The 19,438-nt window shown below is 65.4% G+C and carries 21 protein-coding genes and 1 tRNA gene; 15 read left to right on the forward strand and 7 right to left on the reverse strand.

From position 1 onward, the window contains the following. Positions 1-20: 20 nt before the first annotated feature. The 3 genes from W7S_RS04830 to W7S_RS04840 all read left to right on the forward strand — a co-directional run bounded on the left by W7S_RS04830 (position 21) and on the right by W7S_RS04840 (position 2,043). A complete protein-coding gene (locus W7S_RS04830) occupies positions 21-674 on the forward strand; it encodes a GNAT family N-acetyltransferase (RefSeq protein ID WP_179300127.1) in 654 nt (217 codons plus the stop codon). A gap of 202 nt (positions 675-876) precedes the next feature. Next, on the forward strand, positions 877-1,920 hold the full coding sequence (gene glpR, locus W7S_RS04835) for a gephyrin-like molybdotransferase receptor GlpR (RefSeq protein WP_050989408.1): 1,044 nt from the start codon (positions 877-879) through the stop codon (positions 1,918-1,920). A gap of 50 nt (positions 1,921-1,970) precedes the next feature. Then, positions 1,971-2,043: transfer RNA gene (locus W7S_RS04840), tRNA-Ala, on the forward strand. On the opposite strand, the gene W7S_RS27405 is transcribed toward W7S_RS04840, so the two are convergent. Next, the gene (locus W7S_RS27405) at positions 2,035-2,610 is read right to left on the reverse strand and encodes a tyrosine-type recombinase/integrase (RefSeq protein WP_014711037.1); all 576 of its coding nucleotides are present in this window, start codon (positions 2,608-2,610) and stop codon (positions 2,035-2,037) included. The genes W7S_RS04840 and W7S_RS27405 overlap by 9 nt on opposite strands. Positions 2,611-3,403: 793 nt before the next feature. Between W7S_RS27405 and W7S_RS25875 the strand changes: the two genes are divergently transcribed. The 9 genes from W7S_RS25875 to W7S_RS04885 all read left to right on the forward strand — a co-directional run bounded on the left by W7S_RS25875 (position 3,404) and on the right by W7S_RS04885 (position 10,658). Next, on the forward strand, positions 3,404-3,604 hold the full coding sequence (locus tag W7S_RS25875) for a helix-turn-helix domain-containing protein (protein WP_232518780.1): 201 nt from the start codon (positions 3,404-3,406) through the stop codon (positions 3,602-3,604). 156 nt (positions 3,605-3,760) lie between these two features. Then, positions 3,761-4,192 carry a hypothetical protein gene (locus tag W7S_RS04850; RefSeq protein WP_232518747.1) on the forward strand — a complete coding sequence of 144 codons (432 nt, stop codon included), beginning with the start codon at positions 3,761-3,763 and terminating at the stop codon, positions 4,190-4,192. A 134-nt stretch (positions 4,193-4,326) separates the two neighbouring features. Further along, positions 4,327-4,605: a capsid cement protein gene (locus tag W7S_RS04855; RefSeq protein ID WP_014711039.1), complete on the forward strand. Its 279-nt coding sequence runs from the start codon at positions 4,327-4,329 to the stop codon at positions 4,603-4,605. A gap of 17 nt (positions 4,606-4,622) precedes the next feature. Then, the gene (locus tag W7S_RS04860; protein ID WP_014711040.1) at positions 4,623-5,519 is read left to right on the forward strand and encodes a major capsid protein; all 897 of its coding nucleotides are present in this window, start codon (positions 4,623-4,625) and stop codon (positions 5,517-5,519) included. A gap of 19 nt (positions 5,520-5,538) precedes the next feature. Continuing rightward, the gene (locus W7S_RS04865) at positions 5,539-6,021 is read left to right on the forward strand and encodes a hypothetical protein (protein ID WP_014711041.1); all 483 of its coding nucleotides are present in this window, start codon (positions 5,539-5,541) and stop codon (positions 6,019-6,021) included. A gap of 48 nt (positions 6,022-6,069) precedes the next feature. Beyond that, the gene (locus tag W7S_RS04870; protein ID WP_014711042.1) at positions 6,070-6,534 is read left to right on the forward strand and encodes a hypothetical protein; all 465 of its coding nucleotides are present in this window, start codon (positions 6,070-6,072) and stop codon (positions 6,532-6,534) included. Between the two features lie 145 nt (positions 6,535-6,679). Then, positions 6,680-7,912, forward strand: a complete 1,233-nt coding sequence (locus W7S_RS04875) for an IS256-like element ISMysp7 family transposase (protein ID WP_008258297.1) — start codon at positions 6,680-6,682, stop codon at positions 7,910-7,912. 380 nt (positions 7,913-8,292) lie between these two features. Continuing rightward, a complete protein-coding gene (gene istA, locus W7S_RS04880) occupies positions 8,293-9,843 on the forward strand; it encodes an IS21 family transposase (RefSeq protein WP_008262926.1) in 1,551 nt (516 codons plus the stop codon). Continuing rightward, positions 9,840-10,658: an ATP-binding protein gene (locus W7S_RS04885; protein WP_008256165.1), complete on the forward strand. Its 819-nt coding sequence runs from the start codon at positions 9,840-9,842 to the stop codon at positions 10,656-10,658. The genes istA and W7S_RS04885 overlap by 4 nt, the downstream gene beginning before the upstream one ends. Positions 10,659-11,154: 496 nt before the next feature. Here W7S_RS04885 and W7S_RS26760 read toward each other — a convergent pair whose 3' ends face one another. The 4 genes from W7S_RS26760 to W7S_RS04905 all read right to left on the reverse strand — a co-directional run bounded on the left by W7S_RS26760 (position 11,155) and on the right by W7S_RS04905 (position 14,576). After that, positions 11,155-12,141: a hypothetical protein gene (locus tag W7S_RS26760; RefSeq protein ID WP_141244900.1), complete on the reverse strand. Its 987-nt coding sequence runs from the start codon at positions 12,139-12,141 to the stop codon at positions 11,155-11,157. Continuing rightward, positions 12,128-12,664: a hypothetical protein gene (locus W7S_RS04895; protein WP_232518748.1), complete on the reverse strand. Its 537-nt coding sequence runs from the start codon at positions 12,662-12,664 to the stop codon at positions 12,128-12,130. Before W7S_RS04895 ends, W7S_RS26760 begins: the two co-directional genes overlap by 14 nt. Positions 12,665-12,988: 324 nt before the next feature. Then, positions 12,989-13,588 (reverse strand): hypothetical protein, encoded by a 600-nt coding sequence (locus W7S_RS04900; protein WP_041297785.1) that lies wholly within the window; start codon positions 13,586-13,588, stop codon positions 12,989-12,991. A gap of 508 nt (positions 13,589-14,096) precedes the next feature. After that, positions 14,097-14,576 (reverse strand): MarR family winged helix-turn-helix transcriptional regulator, encoded by a 480-nt coding sequence (locus W7S_RS04905; RefSeq protein WP_008254102.1) that lies wholly within the window; start codon positions 14,574-14,576, stop codon positions 14,097-14,099. A 102-nt stretch (positions 14,577-14,678) separates the two neighbouring features. On the opposite strand from W7S_RS04905, the gene W7S_RS04910 reads away from it, so the two are divergent. Next, positions 14,679-15,302 (forward strand): NADPH-dependent F420 reductase, encoded by a 624-nt coding sequence (locus W7S_RS04910; RefSeq protein ID WP_008254104.1) that lies wholly within the window; start codon positions 14,679-14,681, stop codon positions 15,300-15,302. An 85-nt stretch (positions 15,303-15,387) separates the two neighbouring features. Continuing rightward, entirely contained in the window at positions 15,388-16,317 is a 930-nt protein-coding gene (locus W7S_RS04915; RefSeq protein ID WP_008254108.1) for a TIGR03619 family F420-dependent LLM class oxidoreductase, read from the forward strand. Between the two features lie 197 nt (positions 16,318-16,514). Here W7S_RS04915 and W7S_RS04920 read toward each other — a convergent pair whose 3' ends face one another. Together W7S_RS04920 and W7S_RS04925 are read right to left on the reverse strand one after the other, a co-directional pair. Next, positions 16,515-17,213 (reverse strand): sterol desaturase family protein, encoded by a 699-nt coding sequence (locus W7S_RS04920; RefSeq protein ID WP_008254110.1) that lies wholly within the window; start codon positions 17,211-17,213, stop codon positions 16,515-16,517. Next, the gene (locus W7S_RS04925) at positions 17,210-17,944 is read right to left on the reverse strand and encodes a FadR/GntR family transcriptional regulator (RefSeq protein ID WP_008254112.1); all 735 of its coding nucleotides are present in this window, start codon (positions 17,942-17,944) and stop codon (positions 17,210-17,212) included. Before W7S_RS04925 ends, W7S_RS04920 begins: the two co-directional genes overlap by 4 nt. Positions 17,945-18,133: 189 nt before the next feature. Between W7S_RS04925 and W7S_RS04930 the strand changes: the two genes are divergently transcribed. Next, entirely contained in the window at positions 18,134-19,432 is a 1,299-nt protein-coding gene (locus W7S_RS04930; protein WP_081490068.1) for a cytochrome P450, read from the forward strand. The last annotated feature ends 6 nt before the right edge of the window (positions 19,433-19,438 follow it).

The raw sequence follows: 19,438 nt of genomic DNA on the forward strand, positions 1-19,438 counted from the left end.
GCGGAACGACTGCGTCCACGGTGAACCTCTTGCGCTCCAATTCCCGTCATCCGGGTTGGCCCATGAGCGTTGGGCCGCTTCGGGTTCCGGCGGGCGTGGTCCGCCTGCGGGCGGTGCGGCTGCGCGATGGCGCGCAGTGGAGCCGGATCCGGCTGAGCGATCGCGCGCATCTGGAGCCGTGGGAGCCCAGCGCCGAGGGTGATTGGACGGCCCGGCATGCCGTGGCCGCGTGGCCGGCGCTGTGCTCCGGCCTGCGGGCGGAGGCGCGCCAGGGACGGATGCTGCCCTACGTCATCGAACTCGACGGGCAGTTCTGCGGCCAGCTGACCATCGGCAACGTCACCCACGGCGCGTTGCGGTCGGCGTGGATCGGCTACTGGGTGCCGCGGTCGGCCACCGGCGGCGGGGTGGCGACCGCGGCCCTGGCTCTGGGGCTCGATCACTGCTTCGGGCCGGTGATGCTGCACCGGGTGGAGGCCACCGTCCGCCCGGAAAACGCCGCGAGCCGGGCCGTGCTGGCAAAGGTGGGGTTCCGCCAGGAGGGCGTGTTGCAGCGCTACCTGGAAGTCGACAAGGCGTGGCGCGATCACCTGTTGATGGCCATCACCGTCGAAGAGGTCACCGGATCGGTGGCATCGGCGCTGGTCCGCGCCGGTAACGCCAGCTGGGTCTGACCGCCACCTATTAATTGGGACGGCCGGCGACGCTCCGACCGTGACCGGATTTTCGCCGATTTGGGACTGGCGCGACACGAGTGACTCGTGGTGCTTGTGGGAAGCAAATTACAGGTGTGTAATTGTCCTGGTCGTCATGACCCGGCCGCGGTGGCCACCGATGGGCTTCGCGGGGGATGAGAACCACAGAGAGCAGGTCATCATGCCAAGCATCCCGCAGTCATTGTTGTGGATATCGCTCGTGGTGCTGTGGCTGTTTGTCTTGGTGCCGATGCTCGTCAGCAAACGCGACGCGGTGCGCCGCACCAGCGACGTGGCGTTGGCGACGCGAGTCCTCAACGGCGGGGCCAACTCCCGGCTGATCAAGCGCAGCGGTCCGGCCGCCGGTCACCGCAGCGATCCCGACTGGCAACCGCCGGAAGACTCGGCCGACACCGACCTCGACGAGGAGCACGACCTTGCCGAGGACGACGACCACGACCGCGAAACGGACGACGACGCCGACACCGACGAGCTGAGCCGCCGGCGCCCGGTGGTCATGAAGATGGCCCTGGCCGAGCCCGCCGAGCCCGACTACCTCGACGTCGATGTCGTCGAGGATTCGGCCGCGCTTCCGGTGGGGGCCAGCGATTCTGCGGCCGAGGACCTCGGCGAGGAACCGGCCGAGGACGACGTCGACACCGAGGCCGTCGCCAAGCACGACGACGAGGACCGCTACGAGTACGTCGAGGACTCGTCCGGATTGGAGCCCCCCGCCGAAGACGCCGACGACGACGACGTTCCGGCCCCGACGCCGCGCAGCGCTGCCCGCCGGCGCCGGCTCGACGCCAAGACGGCCGCCGCGGTCAGCGCCCGCAAGTACGCGTTCCGCAAGAAGGTCTTGATGGTGCTGGCCCTCGTCCTGATCGGCTCGGCCACCGCGGCGTTCAAGATCTCGCCGAGCGCCTGGTGGGTGTGCGGCAGCGCGATCGGCATCACCCTGCTGTACCTGGGTTATCTGCGCCGCCAGACGCGCATCGAGGAGAAGGTGCGCCGCCGCCGGGCGCAGCGGATGGCGCGGGCGCGCCTCGGCGTCGAGAACGCCTACGACCGGGAGTACGACGTGGTCCCGTCGCGGCTGCGCCGCCCGGGCGCGGTGGTGCTGGAAATCGACGACGAGGACCCGGTCTTCGAGCACCTGGACTACGCGATGGCGATGCGGACCTACGGGTGGCCCCGGGACTTGCCGCGCGCCGTCGGCGAGTAGTGCTCGCGTTTCGGCGGTTGGTGCCGCGGCTGGTAGCCTGCTAGCGGTCAGGGGCTATGGCGCAGTTGGTAGCGCGACTCGTTCGCATCGAGTAGGTCAGGGGTTCGATTCCCCTTAGCTCCACACATTTACCAGGGGTTTTAATGCCCCAATGGATTGCGACACAGGCGCGTGCCGCAGGCGTGCCGCAGCAGATTCGATCGCCGCATCCAAATTTGCAGCCACAGCGTCGAGGTCTTCGTCGAATAGGTCGGCGTACACATCGAGCGTCATGCTGGCCTTCGCGTGCCCCAACATGCGCTGCACCGCCTTCACGTTCGCGCCGGCACTGACCGCCAGGCTTGCCGCAGTGTGCCGCAAATCGTGCGGCGTGATCGTCGGGAACTCCGGTGTGCTCGCCTCGCCGGCAGTCGCCACCTCCCGCGCCCGCTGTGCTGCTGCGGCCGCTTGCACCGCGCGCACCGCTGGCTCAAACACCCGGGACCGGTAGTTGGAGTTCCGCAGCACGGCGCCCCGCTGGTCGGTGAACGCCGTGTCCTCGCGGCCCTTGCCCACCATGAGCGCCGCCAGCCCGGGTGCCAGCGCGGCCGGGAATGGCACCGACCGCCGCTCCCATGTCTTGGGTGTCGACCACACCAGGCCGCCCGATTCGGTGACGGAGCGGCTGACGTTCACTCGCTGGCGCAGCATGTCGAAGTCGCACGCGCAGCGCCGCCATCTCCCCCCAACGCAATCCCGTGTAGGCCAGGAACCGGATCACTTCGGGGTGGCGGTTTACTGCGGCGGCCAGCGCGCCAACCTGAGCATGGCTTAGGTACCCACGGTCGGCGTGCTTGCGTTTGGGCAACTTGATGCCCTCGCACGGGTTGCGCGGTATGCGGCGGTCTTCCACTGCGGCACTTAGCACCTGGCGCAGCAGCCCGTAAGCGTTCTCGATGGTCGGCACGCCGACGCCATCGGTGACCATTGCTGCTACCCATGCCCGCACGGCGGCGGTCCGCACATCAACCACCGGGGCGTCACCCCACTGCGGCTCCACGCGGCTGCCCCACGTGCTGCGCCGGGACGCGGCCGTCTTGGCGCTAACGTGCCCCTGCGTAACCACCCACGATTGATAGACCTGCGCCACCGTCACCCGCCCCGCCGAGGGCGCTACATGTGTGCCCGTCGCCAGCGCCGGCACGATGTCATTGGCAAGCCACGTCTCCGCATCGGTCTTGCGGCCGAACAGCTTGGTGTACTCGCGGCCTGTGTCGTCGACATACCGGGCCCGCCAACGCTTTCCCTTGCCGTAGGCGGCGCTCGGGACCGTGCGCGCCGTTCCGTCGGCGTCGTAAACGGTTTTGTGCCAGCGGTCTGCGACGCCGGCGCGGCGGTTGCGTTTCATAGTCATTGCGGTAGTGCCCCTTTCGGATGGGTTGGCGGGTTGCTCCCATAATGCCAACGCTTGTCAACCGCTCAAATAAGTTCTGGCACAGAGCCGTTGATCTTTGGGTGGCTTCAACCCCGTTTTGCGCCACTCGCCGCAACAGAGGCAGCCCGCATCATTGGCTGCAGCACGGCGAATGTCCGCTACCTACGCGCCCGGGGCGTCTTGCCCGCGCACCGCGCCGGGTCGCGCTGGCTCTACCCGGCCGCCCCGGTCGTCGACTACGCCGAGCGCCGGGCCTCACGGATGGGGTGACCATGCCGCCTAACCTGCGGACCATCCGCAACATGGAGCTGATTCGCGTTGGCACGTGGTCGATTTCGTCTGGAGAGTGGACGGTGGCCGCCGACGATTTGACTGCGGCTGTTGCCGCGCACCGGGCCGGGGTGCTGCGCAAGCCGGTGCTCAAGATTGGGCACACCGACCCGCGCTTTGATGGCGGGCCTGCGCTGGGCCGCATCGACAACCTCGCGGCTCACCAACGGCGGGGCCACCCTGGTGGGCGATTTCGTGGACGTGCCGGCCGCCGTCGCAAGCCTCCTGCCGCACTCCTACCCCTCCCGCTCGGTCGAGGCGCTGATCGACTACACCGCGCCGGACGGGACCGTTTGGCCGCTGGTGCTGACGGCGGTGGCGCTGCTGGGCCAGACCGCGCCGGGCATCGAGACGCTGGCCGACCTCACCGATTTGTACGGCGTGGCAGCATCATCGGCCCGCCGCGTGGTGGTCGCAGCGACGCCCGCCCACCCCGAGCACGCCATGCGGGCCCGCGCCGTAGCGGTAGCACGCGCGAGGCGCACCCGCGCCCAACGACTTACAACCATCGCCGCCACACCGGCCTGACAAGGAAGAAGGGCAGACCCCCATGTCAACCACCCTCACAACGCCATTCGTCTATGCGCCGGGAGCAGACCTGCCCGGCCTGGCCACGGCGCCCGTCACCGGCCGCCAGTTCGTCGCGATCAGCGGAGACCGGAGTGCCGGCACCGGCAAACATCAGCGTGGCGCCGGCCGCCGCCGGTGGCCGCCCCATCGGCGTGGCCGCGTGGGATGCCGCGACCGGGCAGATTGTGCGGGTAGCCCGTGGCGGTGTGGTGAAAGTCCTTGCCGGCGGCGCCATCAACGCGGGCGACGCGATTCAGGTGGGTGCCGGTGGGACCGCTGTAACCGCAACGACCGGCATCGTCGTGGGCCAAGCCATCGCATCCGCCCCGAACGGCGGAATCGCGCAGGTCGCTTTCCCCGTAACCGCCTGAGAGGAACTGGGTACGCCATGACCAATCCTGTGACCAGCCCGCTGATTCCGTCGCTCACGGGGCGGACGCTGACCGTTGATGCCGCGCTGAACCAGCCGACGATCATCCGCAACCAAATCGCTAAGCTCGCCGACCCACAAATCCTGCTGCCCAAGTTCCTGCGCCAGTACGGCGCCAAGGTGCAAGGCGGCGGCATCCTGTACAGCAGCGTGCAGGCCAGCGATTTCTTCATGGCCGGCGGCCTTGAGCAGCGCATCCCGGGCGCCGAGTACGGCATCGTGGAGGGCGTCGATCCGGACCCGAAGCTGGCGGTGGTTGAGGACTGGGGCGGCAAGTTCCAGGTCCCCGAAGAGGCCATCCTGCGCAATAACATCAACTTCCTGGACCAGCAGACCACGCAGCTGGCCAACACCATCACACGCAAGCTCGACACCCGCACCGTTGACGCTTTGACGGCAGCCGACATCGGCAGCATCGCAGTCGGAACGACATGGGACAACTTGGTTTTCGTGGGCCCGCTGGACCAGATCACCGCTTCGGCCGACCGCCCGACCGCGCACTTCGCCGAGGCCCAGGAGTTGGCCGACCTCGAAGAGCGCGGCGTCACCCACGACCTGCTAGTAGTGCACCCCGAACAGGCCAAGCAGCTGCGTACCGCCTACGCCGACCGCCTCGACGACATGCTGGCCAGCGCCGGCTTCACCGAAGGCATGTTTGTCAACCCCCGCCTGCCCGCCGGCACCGTGTACGTGTGCCAGGCCGGCAACGTCGGCACCGTGGGCTTCGAGGTGCCGCTGACCGTGGAGACGTGGCGCGACCCCGGCACCCGCTCCTGGTGGGTCCAGGCATTCGCCGTGCCCGCGTTCGCCGTCGACCGGCCATTCGCAGCCAAGAAAATCATCGGTCTGTCATAACGAAAGGTGCTGACACACAATGGCTCTCACATTCGGCGACACGCAGGCGGCGGTCCTGCTCGCCCTCCTTGGCCTGCCGGAAGACACCGACGACCTCGGCCTGGTCATAGACACCGTCAAGGACGTCACCCGCGACCCGCTGCTGCCGGTGCCCGACGACGCCTCGGCCTCCCAGGTCGCCGCAGCCGCCAAGAAGCACGGCCTCGAACTGCTAGACGCCGACAGCCTCGCAGCGCTGAGGCGCGATGCGCAGGAGGGCCGGCGGATTGCCGCCGCAGCCGCCAAGGCGCAGGTCGAGGCTGCGGTGGATGATGCGGTGAACAGGGGCAAGATCACCGCCGCGCGCCGCAAGCACTGGGTCTCCCTTATCGAGGCCGACCCGGGGATGGCCGACGTACTCGCAGGTGTTCCCGACGAGACGGCCGTGCCCCTGTCCGAGCTGGGCCACAGCACCGACACCAGCCGCGACACCGCAGACGACAGCGCCGGCTGGTTCTACTGAGCGGCGTGCCGTCGTCCGAAGCACACCGCTGCGTCGTAGGTTCGCTTCATGGGTGGTTGGATTGCTCTCGTCACTGCGATCAGTCAGCTTCTTGCTGGGGTGGCGGGCAAGGTGTACCTGAGCTCTGACGCGCGGCTTTTGCGCAAGATTGAGCGCGACGCAAATCTCTTCGAGAAATTGCCCCCACGGGCGAAAGATCTGATGGAAGACCTGCTCACCTGGGAAGTTGGCCAGCACGGACTACGTCGCATGCGGCGGGCGTCGCGAAAAATCAGCGGGTCTACGGCGGCCGCGATCATAATTGTCGCCATCCTCACCGCGCTCATCGATTGGCCACTCGCCTACTGGGCCATGAAATATGCGTGGGGGTGGTGGATTCCGTTTGGCATCGTCACGCTGTTTGGTCTGCTACTAATCCTGGTCGGCATAGGTCAGCTATTCGTTTACCCCGATGAGATTGGTGAAGTGGGCGAGGGGCAACCAACCGATCAGGTTGACAACGCCGGGGGATGACCACCGGAGGGATGTGTTATCGGACGTTGGGGGCGTGTCTTATTGACTGTGTAAGGGGTTCGGCCTGAATGGTGGTGGCTGACCACCGGACAGGAGAGTTCCATTGCCGCAATCTGATTCGTCAAGAGATGATGCTGCCGCCCAGTTGGCCGAGTTGTTGCCGCCGGCGGCAGTCGATGCCTTGTTGGCCGACGCTGAAGCGTCTGGCACCCCGATTGATGGCCCCGAGGGGTTGCTCGCGCAGATGACCAAGGCGGTGCTCGAACGCGCTTTGGACGTCGAAATCGCCGATCACCTGGGCTATGAGCACGGCGATCCGGCAGGGCATGGCTCGGGCAATTCCCGTAACGGCCATGGCCGCAAAACCGTGTTGACCACGGCCGGGCCGGTCGAGCTGGAAGTGCCCCGTGACCGCAACGCCACGTTTAGCCCGGCGATCGTGCCCAAGCGCAAACGCCGCCTGGGCCAGGTTGAGGACATGATCTTGTCGCTGTATGCCCGGGGCATGTCGACGCGCGATATCACCGAGCACCTCGGCGAGGTCTATGGCGCCCGCGTGTCGGCGGCCACGATTTCGCGGGTCACCGACGTGGTCACCGAGGAGATCGCCGCCTGGCAATCCCGGCCGGTCGATCCGGTGTATCCGATCTTGTATATCGACGCGATCCGCATCAAGATCCGCGACGGCGGCGTGGTGGCCAACAAGGCCGCCCACGTGGTCATCGGCGTCGATGTCGAGGGAATCAAGCAGGTCCTGGGCATCTGGATCCAGCAGAGCGAGGGCGCCAAATTCTGGCACGGGGTGCTCACCGAACTGCGCAATCGCGGGTGCCGCGATGCGCTGTTCGTGTGTTGCGACGGGTTGGCCGGCCTGCCCGAATCGATCGCAGCGGTCTGGCCGGCCGCGGTGATCCAGACCTGCGTGGTGCATCTGCTGCGCTCCTCGATGCGTTATGCCTCCTACGCCGACCGCCGCAAGATGGCCACCGCGCTGCGTCCGATCTACACCGCACCCACCGAAGAGGCCGCCAAACTGGCCCTCGAGGAGTTCCGCGCCCAGTGGCGCACCAAATCCCCCGGAGCCATCGCTGTCTGGGATCGGGCCTGGGCTGAGTTCGTGCCTTTCCTGGCATTCCCGGTCGAGATCCGCAAGATCATCTACACCACCAACGCCATCGAATCGCTGAACTACCAGCTGCGCAAAGTCACCAAGGCCCGCGGCTCGTTCCCCTCAGACGCCGCAGCAATGAAGCTGCTGTATTTGGCCATCCGCAACATCAACCAGAAACGAGGATCAACACACGGACCAGGCACCTACCGCTGGACCGAAGCACTGAACACCTTCGCCATCCAATTCCCCGACCGACTCCCACTATGACCCAAAGATAAACGGCTGCAACACCTTACACAGTTATCTTGACAAGCCCGACGTTGGCCTGAACCACCCCACCTACGGCCGACCTCCGTGGCGCCACCACCTATCGCCCGTGGCCGACGGGTTGGCCGATTGAGCGGCCAGCCGCACCTAGCGGGCTGCATCGGCGCGGACGCAACCCGTCAACAGCCACCACCCCCAAAGCTGGCTATACCGCCGTGTCGGCTGCCAGGAGTAAGGGACCAGCTCGACGCCGGTTTTGCCATGAGCATGGGACCACCTGATTGCCAGTGATGGGACCGCCTGGGTAGGGGTTTTGCCAGTTATGGGACCACCCGGCGTGGCGTGGGGGTTTCCGGTTGCTCGGCCGCTGTATTGGCCAGATGAGCTACCGGGAGGTGTCGATGATCGAAGTCAGGGAGATGCTGCGGCTGTGGCTGGCGGGTCGGGGGTTGCGGGAGGTGGCTCGGCTGTCGGGCATGGACCGCAAAACGGTGCGCCGGTATGTGGATCGGGCCCGCGCGTGCGGGCTCGATCGTGACGGCGACGCCAGCCAGCTGACCGATGAGCTGTTGGGGGCGGTGATCGCCGAGGTGCGACCGAGTCGGCCCAATGGCAAGAGCCAGGCCTGGGAGACCATCGATGCCGAGGCCGAGCAGATCAAGGCGTGGCTGAAACAGGACTTGACTTTGACGAAGGTGCACACGTTGTTGGGGCGTCGGGGTGTGGTGGTGTCGTATCGAACCTTGCATCGTTATGCCACAACGGAATTGGGGTTCGGGCAGCGTCAGGCCACGGTGCCGGTGGCTGACTGTGAGCCCGGTGCTGAACTGCAGGTCGATTTCGGTCGCCTCGGGATGCTCACCGATGTCGAAGATGGTCGCCGGCGGGTGGTGCAGGGGTTGATCTTCACCGCGGTGTATTCGCGACATATGTTCGTCTATCCCACTTACCGCCAGACGCTTCACGAGGTGATCGCCGGGTTCGAGGCGGCGTGGGCATTCTTTGGTGGGGTGTTCGCGGTGGTGATTCCCGACAACATGAAGGCCATCGTCGACAAGGCTGATGCGATCGATTCGAAACTCAACGACGCATTCCGGGAATACGCGCAGGCGCGGGGCTTCGTGGTGGATCCGGCTCGCATCCGCAGCCCCCGGGATAAGCCGCGCGTCGAGCGTTGCGTGCCGTATGCGCGGTCGAATTTCTTTGCCGGAGAAGACTTTCGAAACCTGGGCGACTGCCGGGCGCGAGCCGAGCAATGGTGTGAGCAGGTGGCGGGGATGCGGATACATGGCACCACCCGGTGCCGCCCGGCCGAGGTGTTCGCCGCCGACGAGCTACCCCACCTCAAGCCAGTGCCCGACGAGGTGTTCGACATCCCGACCTGGTGCCGGCCCAAGGTGGCCCCGGATCGGCACGTGGCTGTCGCCAAGGGGCTCTACAGCGTTCCCGGTGAGCTGATCGGGCGCCGGCTGGATGCCCGGGTCGATGCGCGCACGGTGAAGCTGTATTGGCGCGGTGAGCTGATCAAGGTCCACCCGGTGGTGGCGCCGGGACGCCGGCGCACCGACCCCGCCGATCTCCCGGCCGAGGTGTCGGTCTATGCGATGCGCGACCTGAACACCTTGCAGCGCAAGGCAGCCGCCCACGGCACCCATGTCGGCGCGTATGCGGCGGCGGTGCTGGAACATCCGCTGCCGTGGACCAAGATGCGCCAGGTCTATCGCCTCCTCGGGTTGGTGCGCCGCCACGGCCCGGACGCGGTCGATGACGCCTGCCAGCGCGCGTTGGATGCCGAGGTCATCGACGTCGGACTGATCGAGCGCATGCTCACCCGCGGTGCCGGTGCCCAGTTGCCGCTAATCCCGACCCCGCCTGCCGCGTCGCGGTTCGTCCGCGCGGCCACCGACTTCTCAGTGCGGAGGCCGTCATGAGCCCCACCACCCGACGACCCGATGTCACCCCGGCGGTCAAGCCGATCGAGGTGTCCTCGGAGCTCAAGTCGTTGATGCGCCGCCTCAAGCTCGGCCAGCTACTCGACACCCTGCCCGAGCGGCTGGCCCTGGCACGATCCAACAGGCTGCCGCACCACGATTTCCTGGAGATGCTGCTGGCCGATGAGGTCACCCGCCGCGACCGCGAGTCCGCCGCCCGCCGCGCCAAGGCCGCGCATCTGGATCCGCAGATGCAGCTACCGGCCTGGGACGACACCGCCGCGGTCACCTTCGATCAGCAACTGTGGGCCGAGTTGACCTCGCTGCGGTTTCTGGCCGACGCCTACAACGTTCTCATCATGGGTCCGGTCGGGGTCGGAAAAACCTTCCTGGCCAACGCATTAGGACACATCGCCGTGCGCCGTCATCACAGCGTGCACACCGAACGCGCCGACAAACTCTTCAAACGCCTCCGTGGCGCACGGCTCGACGGAAGCTACGAAGACGAGATGCGCAAGCTGCACCGCGTCGAACTGCTCGTCATCGATGATCTCGCGTTGCACCGGCTCGAGGCCACCGAGACCAGCGACTTCTACGAGCTGATCGTCGAACGCCACCGCCAGACCTCCACGGTCATCACCAGCAACCGCGAACCCCCCGAGATCCTGACCATGATGGCCGACCCACTGCTGGCCCAATCGGCGATGGACCGCCTGCAATCGGCGGCCTACGAACTCGTCGTCGAAGGCGAGTCCTACAGGCAACGCCAGAAACCCCGTCCCGGAAAGCCGGTCAATTCGGACCAGCCGAATTGACCGGAAGGCCCGTCATCGGCCACCATCACCACACGGCCAACAACCGGAAACACCCGGTCCCATGCTCATGGCAAAACGGTGGTCCCATCACCCTGGCAAGCGACAGCCGCGACTGCGCCCGCACTGGCCGCCTACCACCCCAACGCGGAGCCAAGCGTGCGCGTTACAGCAGCCAGGGCATGGCGGACAAACGGACAACGAACACCACGGTCGCCGACACGCACGCGTAGCTAGGGCGCAGCGGCAGACGCAGGGACGCTGCGCGCGCCCTGCCACTGCTGGCCACCTGTGGCGCCACGACCCCTACGCCGATTTTCTTCGGGGGCCCCCGGCCTGGCTCCGCGCCAGAGGTAGTCAGGATTTTTTTAAGGCGCCCATTTTTGCCGTCCGAGTTGGGGCGGCACACCAACTGGTTGCCGTAGAAACAGTCTGGTTCGGGAGGAATGCGTATCAGTAACGAGCGCTGCGGTGTCGGTTGAGCGCTGTCGGTTTCGCTCTATTCTCCGTCGAGCCTCTCGACCGCCGTCGCTTCGTAGGTGACCTTGGTCACGCCCGCATTCGACACAGAGGTCTTCATTCGTGCACTAAGCCGAACGTGCGCGTCTGTGGCTATGCCCACTGTCTGGTCGTACGGAAGATCTGAGTGCTTAATCGACACCCGGGTGCCGTCGCTTTGCTCAATCAGCCATTCCTGGTTTTGTACAGTGCTGACGGTTAGGACACGGCCTTCGATCGTGACTGGGTCAACGTCGAGGCGTGCCAACTCAATCACCCCAGCAATTCGATCAGCCGACGCAGTTGCAAGATGGACGCGGTGGGTTGGCCGGCGTGGTTGTTTCCACTCCAAGTCGAGGTCGAAGCCGAAACGGTGTAGGCCTCTGGCGAAGTCGCGGATCGATGAAGCCACCCGTGGTCCTAGTTCGGCGATGCCATCGAGAAAGGCCGACCCATCCGGTATTGGGGGCAGGTCGATGCCAGCGCTTATGACGTCGATCGCACGGGTCATTGCTTTGTCGATCTGTTGGTCGTCGTCCTTTTCCTCTCGAAACATCGATACCGATCCTTCTGGGTCACGGACCTCGCTAGTTGCCGGCGTCTCGGGGGCCAAATTGAAGACAAGCGAGCCAGGAAGGGGGGATCCGGCAATAAGAAGTCGGGTTCGATTGGTGATGGCGGTACTCGCTTGCTTGCCAAGCTCCGTGTCACCCACTTCCGCGGCCGCGACCGCAGTTGCTACCCGCTGCAGGCCTTGAAGTACGCGCGTGACCTCAGACAATGGCGCGGCGTGAACGGTGACGCCAGGACCGCTGAGACGCAGCATCCCCAGAGATGGCAGAGTGCGTGCAATCTCGTCCTGAGTTACCAACGCCTCGAAACTGATACGGGCGACGTCGTCAGCAGTCTCCCAGGCAGGTTGGCGACCTGCATAAGCGCCCACAATGAGGTCTTCGATGCCTTTGATGTTGCGTTCACCGGAAGCCATCGAGAATCACCTCCAAGTAGCCACGTCGAGGAAGTGCATCCGCTCGAACTGCCTGCGCGCCCTTTGCGCCTGACCTCATTCTCTGCCAGAAGTCGTCCCAATGCCCACGGTTCTGGAAGTAGCTCGCGGTAGCGATGGTTGCCACCGCAGGATCAGGACTGCAGTGCCAGGGCACTATGAAAGTGTCTACCCGAAGACCGACAAGATTCCTCAAGGCGTCTTTTTGCGCAAATATGTCGATAACTGCGGCGCTCACACGGTTGAGCCGCGCGCGGCTGATCTCCGTGTCCTCCACCCAGTACACGCAGTCCACGTCGTCGGGCTCGTCTTTCTGCGTGAGGAAGCTTCCGCTCAGCCAAACGGCGCAGACGGGAACGTGGCTCCTTAGCAAAGCTGTGGCTTTATTCCAGTCGTCCCAGACTTCCTGCCGTCGCGCAGCCTTGTTATCAACGAATGTCTGGCGGATTTCGTCAACGGTGGCAGGGTATCTGCCCAGAGGTAACACGCCCGTTGGGTTGGTCAAGGGTGGTATCACTCGTCCACCGCATGTACCGATGCCGTTTCGACCGTACGCATGGGCCACCATTGTGGGGTGTTGCACCGGCCTCTGTCATCGATTTCCGTATCTCAAGTCGGACACGATCATCGAGGAAGGCGCGCTTGTCTGCCGGGCCGTCGCCCGGCAGACTTGACCTGCACAACGCGCAAGCCGACCGGATCGCGCATCCGGTACCCCCAACGGGGCTGCCAGGGTTGAGTCAGGCTGAATCTGGCTCAACCCCGGGTAGGGCCCACACCACCCGCGTCCGGGCAGATCAAGGGCTGGGCCCTGGTCTTTTCTTGGGCATCAGTCAACCTTCAGCTTGACTCTCTGTCGCCTGTGGGCGTCGACGACGCGAAACCCGCCGATGTAGACCTCGCCCCCGTTGGGGTATTCAACTCGGTTGATCATGTCCCGCTCGACGGCGCGCTGGAGTGCGCTGAGAAATGCCTTTTCCGGTCGCGTCCAGTATGGGGCGAGTTGCTCGTGCCCAAAGTAATCAAAGAACGCGCGCTGCAGTACATCACGGGTAACGGGTTCGGCAATCGCATCCACGACCGCCGCCACCATGTACGTCGACTGCAAGTTCTTGCCGGCTCCGCTGGACTTAATAAACGGTTCAAGGCGTCCAGGCCCGGGCGGAACTGCGGGTAGAGGCGGAACGTCGTATGGGTCGCCGCTATCCGCGACAATCTCGTCGTCAGCCGACTCGCCGCTCAGGTTTGCCTCTGCACCTACCCGCACTTCCTTGAGGGAAGCGATCGCGGCGTCTACTCGGCTCAGCTGCCCTGCGGCTTCATCGCGTTTGCGCTGGAAATCTTGGACCTGCGTTACCAAAGAGGAGCGCTCGGCCTGTAGTTGCTGAAGCGCGACGTCAACTGCTGCCCTAACTGGATCCTCGGCCATGCTGGAGATGCTATCCCGAACGAGATCCCAAAGACAACCGCAGTACATTCGTGGCGCTAGCCGCAATCAGGCTGCGGAATATGCGGCGACAGCCGCCGAGTGGCGTGTCGAAACGGGAAGCCCGTCGATTTTGAGATGTTTGGCGTGAGGCGACGCGAGTACCGAGCTCTTCTGCCTGGCGTAGCCGGCGTTTGCTAGCCCGGCCGCTGCGCTGGGGGTGTGCCGCAGGCGTGCCGCAGCAGAAGCAAAAAAGGTTGGCGTGGACCAACGCGAGTAACCTTGCGACCAGTGGCTATGTGAGACCGCCAACAGCAGCCAACGCCACAAACGGCCAAGTGGTTTAGTTCGCATCGAGTAGGTCAGGGGTTCGATTCCCCTTAGCTCCACAAAGTTTGAGCACGTAACAGCGCATTTCCCGGTTATTTGCGTTCACCGAACGGTGTCCGGCGCGCAGTGAGTACGCAGCGGATTCGATCGCGGCACCAAGTATGCGACGCCGCCGTCTCACCTACGAGGGCTCGTCGTCAGCTGGAGAGTCGTCTTTGGTCAGGTGGCGCAGGACTCGTTCGTTGAGGGCGGCGAGCATGTCGAGCTCAGCAGGGGTAAGCAGTTCGATGAAGTTCCGGCGGACGTCCTCCACGTGCCGGGGCGCCGCCTTCTCGATCGCGGCGCGGCCAGCCGGCAGCAGGCAGACCATGGTGCTCCGGGCGTCGTCGGGGTTGGGCTCACGACAGATCAGCCCGCCCTTCTCCATGCGTCGCACCTGGTGGGAGACACGGCTCTTTTCCCAGCCCAGTGTGTTGCACAGGTCGCGGGCGGGCATGCGGTCCCGGTCGTGCTCCGAGAGCACCGCCAAGATCTGGTAGTCGGCCCCCGACAGGCCCATTTCCTGCAGCCCCCGGTTCAGGTGCACGTCGAGCTGATGATGCGCGTGCTGGAACGCCCGCCAGGCGCGGTCTTCACGGGGGTTCAGCCAGTTCGCATCCATTAGCCACTCATGCTACCCCGATTTGGTTGACGCGTCATCAAACCTCCCTTAAGGTAGACACATCAACCTTTTCGTTCATCTATTCGAGACAGGACTCACCTCATGAGCAGCATCAGCATCATCGGCACCGGGAACATGGCCCGAGCCATCGGCGAGCTGGCGGTAGCCGGTGGCAACACCGTCGAGGTCATCGGCCGCGATCAGTCCAAGGCAGCTGACCTGGCCAAGACGCTCGGCCGCAACGCCACGACCGGCGAGTTCGGCGCCGTTCCGGCCGGGGACATCGTCATCGTCGCCCTCTTGTACGCCCATGTCGTTCCGGTCGTCGCCCAATACGGAGACGCCCTCGCTGGCAAGGTCATCGTCGACATCAGCAACCCCTTCAATGCCGCGGCCGACGGGCTGGCCATCCCCGATGGCACCTCGGTCGCGCAGCAAGTTGCCAAGGCCGCGCCGGCCAGCGCCAGCGTGGTGAAGGCGTTCAACACCATCTTCGGCGTTGTCCTGGGCCAGGGCCGGCCGCTCGACGTCTTCCTCGCCGGCGACGACGTGCGCGCCAAGGCGGACGTGGCGGCGTTCATCGAGAGCCTCGACCTGCGCCCGCTGGACGTCGGCGCGTTGCACATGGCGCACTGGCTGGAAGGAATGGGCCTGGTCGTGATGGGCCTCGCCCGCCACGGCGTGGGGAATTTCAACTTTGCCCTCGGCGCCACCGTTCCCGCCTGAGGCGCACCGCCCCGGTCCGAGCCGTGGACGGACCGGGGCGCCGGGAGCCCAAACAATGGTTGATGGATCACCGAAAGGAATCCCAATGAAACTTGGTTTCGCACTTCCCATCGTCGGGCCCGCTGTCAGCAGCGCCGTTGGCTTGAGCGCGTTCTGCCGCGGACTCGAGGACCTTGGCTACGACACGCTGTGGGTCGGCGATCGCCTGGTCACGCCGGTCGATATGCACAGCACCTACCCGGGCAAAGAGCAGCCGTACCCGCCCCAGATGACCCGGTACCTCGATCCGGTGCTGCTGTGGACCGTTGCCGCGACGGCGACCAGCCGGGTGCGGCTGAACTCCAGCACGCTCAGCACGTTCTACTACGAGCCGGTGCACCTGGCCCGACTGCTGACCACGCTCGACGTGCTCAGCGACGGCCGTCTTGACGTAGGCGTGGGGGTCGGGTGGATGAAGGACGAACACGACATCGCCCGCGGCGCGGACTGGCACCGGCGCGGGCGGATGCTCGATGATCTGCTGGCGTTTCTGCACCAATGGTGGACGACCACCCCGGTGTCCTGGGAAAGCGAGTTCTTCTCGCTTCCGCCGGTCCATGCCGAACTGCGCCCGGTCCAGGCCGGCGGTCCACCCATCTGGATCGGCGGTGCCAGCGAGGCCGCGATGCGCCGGGTCGGCCGCAGCGGCACCGGCTGGCTCGGGGTCGAGGGGCTGCAGGACGAGGTCACCGACCACCTGTGGTCGATCGCGCGCGGCGCGGCCCAGGACGCCGGCCGCGATCCTGACGCGCTGAAGACGGCCATGCGGATCAACCTCGAACCGGGCACGCCCGTTGACTTCGTTGCCGACAAGCTCGAGCGCCTCGCCGAGTCAGGCGCCGACGAGGCGATCGTGGATGCCTTCGCAATGTTCCCCACCCTTGAGGAGTTGCTTGACTTCGCCGGTCAGGTAATTGCACGCACCACGCGAAAACTTGACGACAAGGTAGCGGTATCACGCGTGATCAACCGGTAGCGCCCTTGCGCAGGTGAAGCCCACGAAAGACGATGCAGCACATTGAAATTCAGACTACGTCCGACCGGGGCAAAGTGGGCCCGGGTTCAATGCTGCCAGTCCGATTAAGACAGAACTAGGTCAGAGGGGCGCGTGCAGTCGTTTTGACCACCGTCCGGTACACAGTGGTTGATCAGTAGATTCAGCAATAGTTTTCGTTATCGAGGTACAAACCGTCCGGATGCCGCAGCGTTGGTCGAGCTCGCACTCACACCGTGCAGATTCTTGGCTGTCGGGGAGGTCGGTACCGTCGACTGGTCCGGGTACGTGCCGAGCAGCCGGTCGGCGGTTCCGGTGGTGGTGACGGTGAACCAGTAGTGTTCGTTTTTGAAGTGATGCCGTCGATGGTTACGCCAAACCGACCGATACACACTGCTTTTGGGCTTGTAGTCGGTGTGGATGAGGTAATGCGTCCACTCGTAGGCCAGCCCGACGGCGGTCAAGACGACCAGGTACGTCAGCCCGAGGCCGAGCCGAGGAAAGGCCACGAACGCTACGGCGACGGCCGTCGGGATCACCCAGGGCAACGTCTGCCACGGGATGAAGATGAGCTCGACTTTCCGCGGCTCGCAGTGATGTTCGCGATGTTTGCGCGCCAGCAAGGGGTCCACGACGAAGCGACCGACACTGCGCGGCCGCCAGTGCAGGATGGCGACGTGGATGATCCACTCGAAGACCGGGAAGGCCGCGATCATGAGCGCCGGCAGCACGACGTCGGTGAGCCGCCAGTCACCGACGACGATCCGGGCCGTCAGCGCCCCGGCGAACGTCAGTGCGAGGCCCCAGGGAGAAGGGTGGCGCCAAAACTCCCGGCCCGCCGCGGACAGGGTGAGGTTGCTGCGTACGGGTGTTCTCATTGCTCGTCATCCAGGCTGGATAGGGCGGTGAGCAGGCCGCGGGTGGCCGGCTCGAGGAGTTCGGTCGCGGCACGTTTGGCCCCGACCGGATCGCCGGCGGTGATCGCCTGTGCCACTTGGCGGTACAGCTCCGGGCGATTGACCTCGGCGGCCATCGCGGTGTCGAGCGCCGGGAGTGCGGGTTCGTAGGTGGCCCGCAGGGTGTTGAACATCAGCCGGAACACGATGGAGTCCGCGGCGTCGACGACGTGGTCCCAGAACGTCAGCGCCGCGCGTTGACGTTCCGTCGGATCCTCTTCGGCGGCGAGCGCGTCCACGGCGGCCTCGAGCACGCCGGCCGCCTGCGGGCCGCCCCGTTCGGCGGCCAGTTCGGCGACTTTGGGACCGTTGTGCAGCCGGGTCTCCAGAATGCTGCGCACGACCGCCACGTCCAGCTCGTCGCCACGATCCCCACCGCGAAGCAGCAACTGGGGCAACAGGTCCAGGCCCGCGTGACGCTTGTAGTCCCGCACGGTGGTGGCGTCACCCTGCCGAACCTCGACCAGGCCGGCAGCGGTGAGGCGCTTGAGCGCCTCGCGAACCACCGGCCGGGACACCCCCAGCACCTCCGCGAGTCTTCGCTCACTGGGCAGCAGCTCCCCGGGCGCGAGTTCGCCACTGAGCACGTCGGACATGATCTGCTCGAAGACGTGGTCGGGTATCGACTGTCGGGTCACGGGGCGCAGGGCCATGCCCCCACCATGCCGGAGCCATTGGCCAGACGTCAAGTGGTCAGACCAGTGCGATAGGCGTATTACGCGTTTCGAGGCGCCGCTCGCGCCGCAGAGGCATGCCGTCGGCGAGTCTCTGGTGGCCGGCAGCCTCAGCACATAAAGTTGCCCAAGCTACCTAGCACGCGCCGTCCCCGTCGGGGGTGATCGATGGCTGCCGACACGCTGCCACCCGGTCCTCGAGCACCGGTGGCAGTACAAACTGCTGAATGGATCGCTCGTCCATGGGAGTTCATGGACCGCGCCGCCGCCCGATACGGCGACACGTTCACCATGAAGCTGGTCGGCGAGGGACCGATCGTGATGGTCTCGCATCCCGATGCGGTGCGGCAGATCTTCACCTCGCCTCCCGAATTGGTGCTCGCCGGGGAAGCAAACCGCATCCTGCAGCCCGTGGTGGGCCAGAACTCGGTGCTACTGCTCGACCGCGACGCACACAGAGAACAGCGTCGACTCCTCATGCCCGCGTTTCGCGGCAATCAGTTGCAGAGCTACATGAGCACGATGAGCGCCATTGCCGAGGCCGAGATTGCCCGCTGGCCCCGCGGTGTGCCGGTGCGGCTGCATCCCCGGATGCAAGCGTTGACGCTCGAAGTCATCCTGCACCTTGTGTTCGGACTCGAGCGCGGGCAGAGCATGGACCGGTTGCGCCAGGCGCTACAGCGGACGCTCGTTCTCACAACCAACGGCGCGGCGCAATTTTTCCTCTTGCTCGTAGGGCCCCAGAAGATGAGGACTGCGCTCACTCACAAGTTGCTGGCCGACGTAGATCGCCTGCTTCATGAAGAGATCGCCACGCGCCGTCGGCAAGCCGACCTCGATACCCGCACCGACGTCCTCTCGATGCTGTTGAAGGCCAGGCACGAAGACGGTAATCCGATGAGCGATCAAGAGATTCGCGACGAACTCATCACGTTGCTATTGGCAGGCCACGAAACAACGGCATCGGGACTGGCGTGGGCGGTCGAGCGGATCATCCGTCACCCGGACGCGCATTCGCGCCTTATCGAAGAGGCGCACGCCGACGACGGCCAGAGGTACGTCGATGCCGTGGTGAAGGAGACACTCCGGATGCGGCCCGTGCTCGCCCTGGTGAGCAGACGACTCACCGAACCCATGGAGGTCGACGGGTTTTCACTGCCCGCCGGCGTCAAGGTCGCGCCCTCGATCTATCTCATGCACCGCCGTCCCGACATCTACCCCGACCCGAAACAGTTTCGTCCCGAGCGGTTTCTCGACAACCGCGCGGGAACGTACACGTGGATTCCATTCGGAGGAGGCGTGCGCCGTTGCCTTGGAGCGACTTTCGCCGAATGCGAGATGCGGATTGTGCTCGGCGCGATGTTCACCACCATGCGGGTGCGCCCCGTCGACGCTAAATCCGAGCCGATACACCGCCGGTCGATCACCCAGGTGCCGGGTCGCGGAACCACCGTAGTGCTCGAATAACTCAGT

The organism is Mycobacterium sp. MOTT36Y (assembly GCF_000262165.1).
GTDB lineage: Bacteria > Actinomycetota > Actinomycetes > Mycobacteriales > Mycobacteriaceae > Mycobacterium > Mycobacterium intracellulare.